10 protein-coding genes are annotated in these 12,278 nt (G+C 41.7%); 8 read left to right on the plus strand and 2 right to left on the minus strand.

Annotated elements, in window-relative coordinates:
• Positions 1-72: 72 nt before the first annotated feature.
• Positions 73-1,029, minus strand: a complete 957-nt coding sequence (locus I6F47_RS04405; protein WP_165721790.1) for a Gfo/Idh/MocA family protein — start codon at positions 1,027-1,029, stop codon at positions 73-75.
• A 162-nt stretch (positions 1,030-1,191) separates the two neighbouring features.
• On the opposite strand from I6F47_RS04405, the gene xylB reads away from it, so the two are divergent.
• The 6 genes from xylB (at position 1,192) to I6F47_RS04435 (ending at position 8,533) form a co-directional block, all read left to right on the plus strand.
• Positions 1,192-2,649, plus strand: coding sequence for a xylulokinase (gene xylB, locus I6F47_RS04410; protein WP_165721791.1), 1,458 nt, complete (start codon positions 1,192-1,194; stop codon positions 2,647-2,649).
• 30 nt (positions 2,650-2,679) lie between these two features.
• Positions 2,680-3,999 carry a xylose isomerase gene (gene xylA, locus I6F47_RS04415; RefSeq protein ID WP_007375167.1) on the plus strand — a complete coding sequence of 440 codons (1,320 nt, stop codon included), beginning with the start codon at positions 2,680-2,682 and terminating at the stop codon, positions 3,997-3,999.
• Between the two features lie 39 nt (positions 4,000-4,038).
• Positions 4,039-4,977 (plus strand): transaldolase, encoded by a 939-nt coding sequence (gene tal / locus I6F47_RS04420; protein ID WP_197183398.1) that lies wholly within the window; start codon positions 4,039-4,041, stop codon positions 4,975-4,977.
• A 58-nt stretch (positions 4,978-5,035) separates the two neighbouring features.
• Positions 5,036-7,054 carry a transketolase gene (tkt, locus tag I6F47_RS04425; protein ID WP_197183399.1) on the plus strand — a complete coding sequence of 673 codons (2,019 nt, stop codon included), beginning with the start codon at positions 5,036-5,038 and terminating at the stop codon, positions 7,052-7,054.
• Between the two features lie 107 nt (positions 7,055-7,161).
• Positions 7,162-7,545 (plus strand): hypothetical protein, encoded by a 384-nt coding sequence (locus I6F47_RS04430; RefSeq protein WP_197183400.1) that lies wholly within the window; start codon positions 7,162-7,164, stop codon positions 7,543-7,545.
• 13 nt (positions 7,546-7,558) lie between these two features.
• On the plus strand, positions 7,559-8,533 hold the full coding sequence (locus tag I6F47_RS04435) for an aldose epimerase family protein (RefSeq protein ID WP_197183401.1): 975 nt from the start codon (positions 7,559-7,561) through the stop codon (positions 8,531-8,533).
• 96 nt (positions 8,534-8,629) lie between these two features.
• Here the strand turns inward: I6F47_RS04435 and I6F47_RS04440 are convergent, their stop codons facing one another.
• Positions 8,630-9,778 (minus strand): endo-1,4-beta-xylanase, encoded by a 1,149-nt coding sequence (locus I6F47_RS04440; protein WP_197183402.1) that lies wholly within the window; start codon positions 9,776-9,778, stop codon positions 8,630-8,632.
• Between the two features lie 157 nt (positions 9,779-9,935).
• On the opposite strand from I6F47_RS04440, the gene I6F47_RS04445 reads away from it, so the two are divergent.
• Positions 9,936-11,783, plus strand: a complete 1,848-nt coding sequence (locus I6F47_RS04445) for a DUF5060 domain-containing protein (protein ID WP_197183403.1) — start codon at positions 9,936-9,938, stop codon at positions 11,781-11,783.
• A 14-nt stretch (positions 11,784-11,797) separates the two neighbouring features.
• The gene (locus I6F47_RS04450; RefSeq protein ID WP_197183404.1) at positions 11,798-12,235 is read left to right on the plus strand and encodes a cupin domain-containing protein; all 438 of its coding nucleotides are present in this window, start codon (positions 11,798-11,800) and stop codon (positions 12,233-12,235) included.
• Positions 12,236-12,278: the final 43 nt, after the last annotated feature.

Consider the following 12,278-nt stretch of genomic DNA (forward strand, 5'->3'; position numbering starts at 1 on the left):
TTAAGTCTATTAGTTGATTTAGAGCTGATATAAAACCATTTAAAAGCTTTTAAAAGCTCATTTAAAGTTCTATTAAAACAGGGCTTTAATACGCTCCATTTGCGATTGTAAAAGTAAACTTTGAGAGTGGCTCATAATGTCACTCTCTCGTTTATTTTCGCTCAGTAAGCGCCCTACTTCTTGCGCTTCAAAACTGTAACCTTGTGACTGCCTGCCATCTTCAAAACGCTCAATTAAGTCATCAAGCTCATACAAAGAGCACTCATAAGCTCTAAATGCATCGGGTATTTTTATATAGCCTTTGTCACCAATAATATACGCACCATTCCCTAACCGGCATTGAAATGACGTTGCTAAGCTCACCATTACATCGCCACAATTAGCAGTAATAAGTACATCGTCTTCCACGCCTTTGTAGCGAATATTTGCTCTTACGTGTAAGTTTTCAAGGTCGTTATTTAAAAAGTAATTGGCAATGGCAAGCGGATAAATTCCCATATCAAGTAAACAACCGCCCGCTAAATCTGGGTTGTATTCACGCCCATCGGGATTAAAAGGCACAGGGTAGCCAAAGTCAGCTTTAACATGTTTAATAGTGCCAATTCGCCCTTGCTCTACCCATTGTTTTGCTTTTTGTATTGCAGGTAAAAAGTACGTCCACATGGCTTCCATTAAAAATACGTCGTGCTTTTTAGCCAGTAAAGACAACTGCTTACACTCTTCAGCTGAGACCGTAATAGGCTTTTCGCACAATACATGCTTACCTGCTTTAATAGCATCGCTGGCATTTTTAAAGTGAAAGTTATGCGGGGTCGCAATGTAAACTACATCAACGTTTTTATCGTCAAATAATGCTTGATACCCTTCGTAGGCATTTGCCGCGCCATACTTGCTCGCAAAGGCGCTTGCATCTTCCCCACTTCTTGCTGCAACCGCGTACGCAACACCATTATTGGTATGTACTAAGTCTTCACAAAATTGTGCAGCAATTCGGCCACAACCAACAATACCCCAGTTTATTTTTTTCATAGTGTTTCCTTATGATCTTAAAAAGAAATTTAAGTGAACTCCAACAACCAAGCAATAAACTTGCAAATTAATTGTTAAACATAGTTTAAAACTAGCTTGACTTAACAATATCAAATCATTAATGTTAGCGCTAACACTAAAACAACATTAAGTATCACATTTATGTTCCTTGGTATCGATTTAGGCACTTCAGGTGTAAAAGTAATTATTTTAGACGAGCAAGACCAATTGCTTGCTCAAGCAAGTGGATCTTTAAGCGTTTCACGCCCAGCACCACTTTTTTCTGAGCAAAACCCTTCAGATTGGTGGCTTGCTACCTGTAGTGCAATCGAGGATCTTAAAAAGACTCACCCTGCATTACTAAAATCGGTAAAGGCTGTGGGCCTTTCTGGGCAAATGCATGGCGCTACGCTGCTTGATAAAAACAATAATATTATTCGCCCAGCCATTTTATGGAACGACGGGCGTAGTGCTGCACAATGTGTAGAGCTTGAAAAACGCGAACCAAATTCTCGTAATATTACCGGCAACATAGCAATGCCTGGTTTTACTGCACCTAAATTGGTGTGGTTAAAAGAGTTTGAGCCAGAAAATTTTGCAAAAGTAGCCAAAGTATTATTACCAAAAGACTACCTACGCTTTTTAATGACCGGCGATTTTGCATCAGATATGTCTGACTCTGCAGGCACATTATGGCTAGACGTAGAAAAAAGAGCATGGTCGCAAAAAATGCTTAGTGCTTGCGACTTAACAGAGCAACACATGCCTACTCTTTTTGAAGGCACACAAATTACAGGCAAATTAACAGCCCAAGTTGCTGCTAAATGGGGAATGGAGCAAGTACCTGTTGTTGCAGGCGGTGGCGATAATGCCGCAGGCGCTGCCGGTGTAGGCGTAGTAAAGCCAAAACAAGCGTTTTTATCATTAGGTACTTCGGGCGTTTACTTTGTTGCCAACGAAAAATACCTGCCTAACCCAGAAGGTGCTGTACATACTTTTTGTCATTGCATTGAAAACACCTGGCACCAAATGTCAGTGGTGTTAAGCGCAGCAAGCTGTTTAACCTGGGTCACTAAATTAACTGGTTTTGAAAACGAAGGTGCATTGCTTGAACAAGTAAGTAAATGCGACTTTAGCAAACCAAGCTCTGTGATATTTTTGCCTTATTTAACTGGCGAACGTACACCGCATAATAACCCCGATGCCAAAGGCGTGTTTTTTGGTTTAGACAGTGATACCGATGCAGCAGCCCTTGGCCGCGCAGTACTCGAGGGCGTTGCTTTTGCCTTTGCCGATGGCCAACAAGTACTGCTTGATGCCGGCGCACAAATTGACGATGTAACCGTTATTGGTGGTGGCGCTAAAAGCCCACTGTGGGGAAAAATCATCGCAAGCGTACTTAACCGCCCCCTAATTTACCGAGAAGGCTCAGAAGTTGGTCCCGCATTTGGCGCTGCAAGACTTGCCCGAATAGCAGTAACACAACTCCCTGCACAACAAGTGTGTGTTAACGGCAAAGTAACGCAAACCATTGAGCCAGACCCAATCATGCATGACTTTTACGCACAGCAATACACAACATACAAAGCACTTTATCAAAGTGTAAAAACATACTTTTAATACACTATTATAAAATTAATGGAGCACAATATGAGCGAGCAATTTTTTACAAACGTTGAAAAAATTAAATTTGAGGGTGAAAACTCTAAAAACCCATTTGCATTTCGTTACTACGACGAAAACCAAGTAGTGCTTGGCAAAACAATGAAAGAGCACCTTCGTTTTGCAGCTTGTTACTGGCATAACTTTTGTTCTACAGGGTTTGATATTTTTGGTGAAGGTACGTTTGACCGTCCTTGGATCCAACCTGTGGGCAACCAATTAGAACTTGCTGAACAAAAAGTAAAAGTAGCTTTTGAATTTTATGAAAAATTAGGCGTTCCTTACTTTTGTTTTCATGATGTTGATATTGCCCCTGAAGGCAAAACACTACAAGAAAGCCACGATAACGTAACGCACATAGCTAACATTATCGAAAAAGAAATGCAGCGCACAGGTGTAAAACTACTGTGGGGTACTGCTAACTTATTCTCAAATCAGCGTTTTTGTGCCGGTGGTGCAACAAACCCTAATCCTAATACGTATGCATATGCAGCAGCACAAGTTAAACATGCAATGGAAATTACACATCGTTTAGGCGGCGAAAACTACGTACTTTGGGGTGGTCGTGAAGGTTACGACACGCTACTAAATACAGACCTTGCACAAGAAAGCGAACAGTACGCACGCTTTTTGAAAATGGTTGTAGAGCACAAGAAAAAAATTGGTTTTAAAGGCACATTATTAATTGAGCCAAAACCACAAGAGCCAACTAAGCACCAGTACGATTACGATACAGCAACGGTTGCAGGCTTTTTATACAAGCACGGCTTACAAGACGAAATTAAAGTAAACATTGAAGCAAACCACGCAACACTTGCGGGTCATAGTTTCCACCACGAAATTGCAGTTGCTTGCGCTGAGGGCATTATGGGTAGTATTGATGCTAACCGTGGCGACATGCAAAACGGTTGGGATACAGACCAATTTCCTAACGACGTAGCTGAGTGCACACTTGTTGTTTACGAAATTTTAAAAATGGGTGGTTTTACAACGGGCGGCTTTAACTTTGACACTAAACTTCGTCGTCAATCTTGTGAGCGTGATGACTTATTCATTGGTCACATTGGCGGTATGGATACGATGGCTAAAGCATTACTCAATGCAGCAGCAATGATTGAAGGCGGCGAGCTGACTGATTTTGTTGAAAAACGTTACGCTGGTTGGAAAGAAGACCTAGGTCAAAGCATTCTAAATGGTGAGCAATCACTTGAAAGCCTTTCAGCCTTAGTACACGAGAACAACATCGATCCTAAGCAAGTTTCTGGTCGCCAAGAACTGCTTGAGAATATTGTTAACCGCTACGTATAAGGACATCGCCTCGGTTTTAAAGCCGAGGCGTACATCATTATGAACTTGTTAGAACAACTCAAAAAAGTAACCACGGTCGTTGCCGACAGTGGCGATGTAGAGTCAATCAAAGCCCTACAACCGGTTGATGCAACAACCAATCCTTCGTTAATTTTACAAGCTGCAAAATTACCTCAGTATAAACATTTAATTAGTGATGCTATAAGCAAAGCTGGCAACGACGTTGACGCTATTTGCGACCAACTTATTGTTAACTTTGGCTGTGAAATACTAAAGGTAATACCTGGGCGTATATCAAGCGAAGTAGATGCGCGTTTATCGTTTGACACCAAAGCAAGTATTGCCAAAGGGCGTAAGCTTATTTCGCTTTACGAGCAAGCGGGTATTTCAAAAGACCGCGTACTTATTAAACTTGCTTCAACATGGGAAGGCATTAAAGCCGCCGAGCAGTTAGAAAAAGAAGGTATTAAGTGTAACTTAACCCTGCTTTTTTCGATGGCTCAAGCCATTGCATGCGCACAAGCTAACGTAACGCTTATATCTCCGTTTGTTGGGCGTATTCTTGATTGGTACAAAGCGGCTGAAAACAAAGAATACACTCCAAGCGAAGATCCTGGTGTACAGTCGGTTACAGGTATTTATCAGTACTACAAAAAGTACGATTATAAAACAGTGGTAATGGGCGCAAGCTTTAGAAACACTGAAGAAATAATCGAACTTGCTGGCTGCGATTTACTGACTATCTCGCCATCATTACTCAATGATTTACAAAGCCAAGAAGGTAAACTGGTTACTAAGCTTGACGCTGCAAATATTGCCAAAGCACCGCAAAGTGACATAACCCCACTCACCCACGAGCAATTTTTATGGCAGCACAACGAAGATGCAATGGCCAGCGAAAAGCTCGGTGAAGGTATTCGTAACTTTGCCAAAGATCAGCGTATTTTGGCTAAATTGGTTGAAGACTTACTAAACTAATTTCCCTCAAGCCTGCCATATTATGTGCAGGCTTTTTTAATTTTATTTGAGGTAATACATGACTCAGCTTTCTTCTCGTGCGCCTTTTGCAAATGCTATTCGCGCACTTAGCATGGATGCGGTACAGCAAGCAAATTCAGGGCATCCGGGCGCACCTATGGGTATGGCCGATATAGCCGAAGTACTGTGGAACGATTTTTTAAACCATAATCCAAACGATCCAAATTGGGCAAACCGAGACCGCTTTGTACTCAGTAACGGGCACGGCTCTATGCTTATTTATTCTTTATTGCATTTAAGCGGGTACGAACTACCACTAAGCGAGCTTAAACAATTTAGACAAATGCATTCAAAAACCCCAGGACACCCTGAATACGGTTATACCCCAGGTGTTGAAACAACAACAGGCCCGCTTGGCGCAGGTTTATCAAACGCTGTAGGTATGGCCATTGCCGAAAAAGCCCTAGCAGCACAATTTAACAAAGAGAGTTTTGATATTGTAGATCATTACACTTACTGTTTTATGGGTGATGGCTGTTTAATGGAAGGCATATCGCACGAAGCATGTTCGCTTGCAGGCACACTAGGCCTGGGTAAACTTATTGCTTTTTGGGACGATAACGGCATATCTATCGACGGACACGTTGAGGGCTGGTTTACCGACGACACCGCTAAACGCTTTGACTCTTACGGCTGGCATGTAATAAAAGATATAGACGGCCACGACCCAGAACAAATTGCCAGCGCCATTGCACAAGCAAAACAAGTGAGCGATAAACCTACTCTACTTTGTTGTAAAACCGTAATTGGTTTTGGCTCGCCAAATAAATCAGGCTCGCACGACTGCCATGGCTCGCCATTAGGTAATGACGAAATAACTGCGGCGCGCAAATTTTTAAACCTCCCAAATGAAGCATTTAGTATCAGTGATGATATTTACGCCCATTGGGACGCTAAACAAAGCGGTGATAAAAAACAAAAACAATGGCAGCAACTGTTTAGCGACTACACCAAAAACCACCCAGAGCTTGCCAAAGAATTTGAACGCCGCGTAATTAAACGCACCCTGCCTGAAAGTTTTGAAGCTATTGCAAACAACTACATTGCACAGTGCAACAAAGACGCTGCCAACATTGCAAGCCGAAAAGCCTCGCAAAACACTATTGAAGCCTTTGCCCCGCATTTACCAGAGTTATTGGGTGGCTCTGCCGATTTAGCTGGTTCTAATTTAACGCTGTGGTCTGGCTCTAAAGGCATAAGCGCAGATGACGCCAGCGGTAATTACCTGTTTTATGGCGTGCGCGAGTTTGGTATGAGCGGCATTATGAATGGCATATCACTGCACAGTGGTTTTATTAATTACGGCGCTACATTTTTAATGTTTATGGAATATGCCCGTAACGCAGTCAGAATGTCGGCACTTATGGGTATTCAAAATATATTTGTGTATACCCACGACTCTATAGGCCAAGGTGAAGACGGTCCAACTCACCAACCTATTGAGCAACTAGCCAACCTACGTATGACCCCAAACCTAGTCACATGGCGCCCATGTGACGCAGTAGAAACCGCAGTATCGTGGAAAAACGCGATACAAAATCAGCAGCAACCTACTGCGCTTATTTTTAGTCGCCAAGGGCTCAACCACCAGCCACGTAGTGCTCAGCAAATTAGCGATATAGAAAAAGGCGGCTATATTCTTAGCGAAAGCAATAAAGCACCTGAGCTTATTTTAATTGCAACGGGTTCTGAAGTTGATTTAGCAATGCAAGCCGCAAAAGAGCTGACAGCACAAGGTGTTGCAGTGCGTGTGGTATCAATGCCAAGCACCACATTGTTTGATCTACAATCAGACGATTACAAGCAAAGTGTATTGCCAAACTCGGTAGCAAACCGTATTGCAATTGAAACATCACACCAAGATTACTGGCTAAAATATGTAGGCTTACAAGGCAAAGTAATTGGTATGAGCACTTTTGGTGAGTCGGCGCCAGGTAACGTGTTATTAGAGCATTTTGGCTTTACCACCAAAAATGTAGTGAGCACCGCGCAGGCGTTAATTAAAGCCAACACTTAATATATTTAGTACGCGTAATGCGCTAAATAATCCAAACTTTATCCAATTAATGCGCTAAGCCTCCCAAAGCTCGGCGCATTTTTATAATTAACTAACAAAGGTGAACTATGAAATATTTACTATTAATTATGCTTTTTAGTGCAAGTACTAGCTTTAACGCATGGGCAAGTGACGAGCAAAATGATGAACTAATGCTAACGATTTTTTTAAAACACGACCAATCAAAAAACCTCTCTGAAATAAAAGAAATACTCAACAACGCTAACTTCTACAAACATTTTCCGCCAGAGGGCGCAACGGTAGAATCTTGGAAAGTAATGATGGGCATAGGGCAAGTAGTCACTTTGCGCTTTCCGGCAGCGTTGTTACCTAAAGTAAACTTATCGATTGAACGTTATGGTTGGAAAGCTTACAGCACTGAGTTTTACCCAACTTACGATCTGTACCCAATCGTAAAAGAAGAAATTAAAAAAGCTAGAAAGAACAATTAAAAGAGTAACCACAATGACAACTTCACTTATTCAATACACACTAAGTAATGAGGTAAACGACACTATTTCTATTATTAACTACGGTGCCCGGCTTACCAGCTGGGTTACCCATATTGATAATAAAAAACGAAATATTGTACTTGGCTATTCTAATATTAATGACTATTTAAACGACACGTTTTACTTAGGCGCTATAGCCGGTCCTTATGCAAACAGGCTAAGTAACGCCCGAATAAACATTGATGATAAAGCCTATGCACTTAATAAAAACGAAGGAGTAAACCAACTTCACGGCGGCCAAAAAGCATTAAGCGACTTGTTTTGGCAGCTCGATTATCATCACAAAAATGCATTAAGTTTAAGTATTACCCTACCCGATGGATACAACGGCTACCCAGGTAAAACTACATTTAACGTGCTGTATACCTTTACCACTAACAGTAAAAGCCACAGTAATCTTGATATTAAATTTACAATTACCAGTAATAAAAAAACCATTGCAGGGCCAACAGCACACCCGTACTTTAATTTAAATGGCATTACTTACAGCGCACAAGGGCATGCATTAAAACTGGCCGGCGCGTATTATACCCCCGCAGATACAAACGCCATTCCCACAGGTTTAATAACGCCTGTAGCAAATACCACTTTTGACTACACAAATGCGCGGGTGCTTAATAAAACCGATAAGCTCGATCATAACTTTGTAACCGAACAAACACTTAACCTGCAAACCAATAAGCAACACGCAGAGCTTACAAGCGCCGATACAAAACTAGTGCTGAGTGTATTCTCTAACTACCCTGCCATTCAGGTTTATACAGGGCAGCATTTAAAAACTCCGTTTAATGCATACGACGGTATATGCCTAGAACCCCAATTTTTCCCCGACAGCCCTAATAACCCACACTTCCCATTTAGCTATTTAACACCACAAGTGCCTTTGCAAACGCATATTAGTTACTGCTTAACTAACTTGAAATCTTAATAATAAACCTATCAAAAATAGCTATTTTAAGCGCTTAAAACCAAAAAAGGATCGCTATTAAGCGATCCTTTGCGGGAGGTTAAATACTTAGTGCGATTATAAATCGCTTACAAAGCTTTTAAGTTTTAACTCACGGTCAATTAATAATGGGTAATCGGTGCGCCCTTGCATTGGCCAATCGTTTCGCCAAGTGCGTGCATCGCTTATGCCCCAAAATGTAACGCGGCTTACTTTATCGTCATGCTTTTTAAGTATGTTAAACACGGCTTTATAGCGCTCACCTAACTGGGTGTTTACTTCACTAGGTAAACCATCTGGGTATGGATTAAAGCGCTCTTGCAAGGCAATATCTAACGAAATGTCAGCGCCTTGCTCTTCACCTTCAGGGAACGGTAATACCGAAATATCAAGCTCGGTTATCATCACATCAATGCCAGTGGCTGCGTATGCCAAAATAGAGTCTTCCATTAACGAAAGCTCTGGGTTATCAAGCGAGTAATGCGCTTGCATACCAATACCATCAATTTGAATACCTTTGCTTTGCAAATTTTTAATAAGCGCAATTGCACCGGCTCTTTTTTCTGGCTTATACAAGTTGTAATCGTTGTAATATAACTTGGCATTAGGTGCTGCCTGTTTAGCGTATTTAAACGCGTATTCTATAAAGTCGTCACCAATAATGGTGCTCCATTTAGATTCACGCAGTGTGCCGTCTTCGTTAAGTGCTTCGTTTACCACGTCCCATGCAAAAATGCGGTTTTTATAGCGCCCTGCAACAGCATTAATATGGTTTTGCATACGCTTAAGTAATGCGTCACGAGTAAGTGGTTCGCCTTGGTCGTCTTCAAAAACCCAGTCAGGAGTTTGCGAATGCCAAACTAATGTATGCCCAACTAACTCTTGGTTGTTCTCTTGTGCGTACTCAACTAACGCATCAGCAGCTTCAAAATCATAGGTTTCAAGCTCTGGGTGTATACGCTCCCACTTCATTGAGTTTTCTGGCGTAAAGGTATTAAATTGCGCTTTAGCTACGTTTAAATCTTCAGGCAAAGCCCCTAACACTTGGTCGCGGCTAATCGCTGTACCTATTTTAAAGTGGTCTTTAAATTGCGCTTTAAGCGTTAATTGCTCCGGCGCTTTTTGCGATTTTAATGTCGGTTTACTTTGCTCTGCTGCACCATTACAGCCAAGTGCAAGGCTCGACATTCCTAATAAAATAGCAATCGTAAGTTTATTTTTATGCATGATGTACCTGTTGTGTGTTTTTTAGTGTGCAACGTAAACTTAACACCATATAGTCCTTTTGACAACAACGTTTTATTAAAATAGACTGAACAAAAATAACACAGTACACATTCCTTAATCACACACTTTACTAGCAACAAAATTAGCAAGGATACACATGAAAAAAATAACAATAAAACGGCTTCTGTTAATTAGCGCATTTTTCGCCTCATTTATATTCAGCGCCCTAATTCGCGCAGAGCAAACCAGCACTCACGTGCCTATCTGGCATAAATTAAGCTTAACCCTTGAAGGCCCGCACACCAGCGAGCTTGCCACGCCTAACCCTTTTACCGAATACCGCTTAGATGCCACATTTACCAGCCCCACTAATAAGCAATATACAGTACCTGGATATTATGCGGCCGATGCAAACACTGCTCAAACACATGCAACAGCAGGTAACAAATGGCAGGTTTTGTTTTCGCCCAACGAGCTTGGCAAATGGCGCTATACACTCTCATTTGTTAAAGGCAGTAATATCGCAAGCGTGCCATTAAATACTGTTACAAATGAGCAATCAGCCGGATTTTTTGATAAACAAACAGGCGAGTTTAATGTTACCACCGCCACTAAGTCATCCAGCAGTAAGGACTTTAAAAGCAAAGGTAAGCTTGAATACGTTAATAAACCCTATTTGCAGTTTAATGGCTCAAAAGAGTACTTTTTAAAAGCAGGGGCTAACAGCCCCGAAGTGCTGCTTGGCTTTTCAGGGTTTGATGCCACTCCCACAAAGCGTAACTACCAAGCGCATATAAAGCATTGGCAAAATAGCGACCCTACTTGGCAAACAACCAATACAGAGACTGATAACAGTATTCATCAATCTTCTAAAGGCATTATTGGGCTAATAAATTATTTAGCGTCGCTTAACATCAACGCGTATTACTTTTTAACCATGAACGCCTACGGCGATGGCGACCAAGTTTGGCCATGGCTTAGCAAAACCCAAACCACACGCTACGATGTATCTAAATTAGCTCAGTGGGATATTGTATTTAGCCACATGCAGCAAAAAGGCATAATGACTCACTTTGTAATGAGCGAAACCGAAAACGAATCACTGTTTGAATGGAACGAAAGCCAGCTTAAAAACGACTTTGCTGTTAGTCGTAAAATTTACTATCGCGAGTTATTTTCCCGCTTTGGCTATCATTTAGCAACCACGTGGAATATAGGCGAAGAAAACGGCTGGCAAGACCCAAGCGGCGACGATAAACAACAAAAAGCCAATACCACCAAACAAAGAAAGCAATTTGCCGATTACTTTCAATCACTCACCTACTACCCAGAGCATATTGTGATACATAACGGCCCGTCGCTCGACTACCACATTTACGATAAACCAAACGACAACATTTTGGGCTACCCCGCCTACACAGGGGCAAGCTTACAAGGTGAACTTAAAACTAACACCACTTACGGCGATGTTTTAAAGTACCGCCAGCTTACTCAAAACAATCCTCACCCGTGGGTGATCACCATGGACGAGGCCTATATTTACGAGTATGCAAACAATGTAGATACGTGGCGTAAAAGTAACGTGTGGGCAACTTTTATGGCTGGCGGCGCAGGCATTGAGTTTTACTTAGGCGGTGGCGGCGACCTAACAGAGCAAGATTTAACACCATACAAAGATTACTATTTAGCGATGACCAACGCCGTTGCGTTTTTTCAAAAATACGTGCCATTTAAAAAACTTACACCAGCCCCAGAGCTTACAAAAACAGGCTGGGCGTTAAGTGATAACTCAACGTTTTACTTATTTTATTTTAGTAACGCAAGCCAAGCTCAGGTCACATTACCAAATGCCTGCTATACACTCGACTGGTTTAACCCACGAACTAACAACTACATAAACGGCAAACGCTTTTGTGTAAATACCGCAACGAGTACACAACTGGCAACACCACCCAACACACCTAACAACGACTGGGTTTATTTAATTAACCTAAGCGTTAAATAATAAGGATTACAACCATGAACCATTTAACAGTTAAACATTGTGTAACCGGCGTATTACTTACAGCCGCAGCCACCATAGCATTGCCTGTAAACGCAGCAGATAAACCCACACAACTTACATCAGCTATTGTGAGTCAAAAAGATGCGCACATTACTCACTACGAAGGCGGCGATTTTCATACTTACTTTTATGGCGATACACCACTCACCAAAGACGCTATTACGGGCGTTGCGGTTATTAAACCTAATAACGAAATACACCCTGCCCACCAGCACCCTGATGAAGAATACCTAATGATTCTTGAAGGTTCTGGCACGTGGACGCTTAATGGCAAAAGTCAGCCAGCTCATACTGGAGATATTTTATTTGCAGCCCCTAATGACCTACACGGGATTTATAACAACGGCGATGTGCCACTTAAGTTTGTGGTAGTGAGGTATCAGGCTAAGTAGGTTTGATTTTTTAGTTTTTAGTGAAATAGATTAAGTGAATTAT

The sequence above is a fragment of the Pseudoalteromonas sp. NZS37 genome, assembly GCF_015864265.1.
In the GTDB taxonomy this organism is placed as follows: Bacteria; Pseudomonadota; Gammaproteobacteria; order Enterobacterales; family Alteromonadaceae; genus Pseudoalteromonas; species Pseudoalteromonas arctica.

Bases quoted from the DNA above. Each gene is read 5' to 3' on its own strand.
- tal (WP_197183398.1), top strand. From the start codon at position 4,039: ATGAACTTGTTAGAACAACTCAAAAAAGTAACCACGGTCGTTGCCGAC.
- tkt (WP_197183399.1), top strand. From the start codon at position 5,036: ATGACTCAGCTTTCTTCTCGTGCGCCTTTTGCAAATGCTATTCGCGCA.
- xylB (WP_165721791.1), top strand. From the start codon at position 1,192: ATGTTCCTTGGTATCGATTTAGGCACTTCAGGTGTAAAAGTAATTATT.
- I6F47_RS04450 (WP_197183404.1), top strand. From the start codon at position 11,798: ATGAACCATTTAACAGTTAAACATTGTGTAACCGGCGTATTACTTACA.
- I6F47_RS04405 (WP_165721790.1), bottom strand. From the start codon at position 1,029: ATGAAAAAAATAAACTGGGGTATTGTTGGTTGTGGCCGAATTGCTGCA.
- I6F47_RS04445 (WP_197183403.1), top strand. From the start codon at position 9,936: ATGAAAAAAATAACAATAAAACGGCTTCTGTTAATTAGCGCATTTTTC.
- I6F47_RS04430 (WP_197183400.1), top strand. From the start codon at position 7,162: ATGAAATATTTACTATTAATTATGCTTTTTAGTGCAAGTACTAGCTTT.
- I6F47_RS04440 (WP_197183402.1), bottom strand. From the start codon at position 9,778: ATGCATAAAAATAAACTTACGATTGCTATTTTATTAGGAATGTCGAGC.
- xylA (WP_007375167.1), top strand. From the start codon at position 2,680: ATGAGCGAGCAATTTTTTACAAACGTTGAAAAAATTAAATTTGAGGGT.
- I6F47_RS04435 (WP_197183401.1), top strand. From the start codon at position 7,559: ATGACAACTTCACTTATTCAATACACACTAAGTAATGAGGTAAACGAC.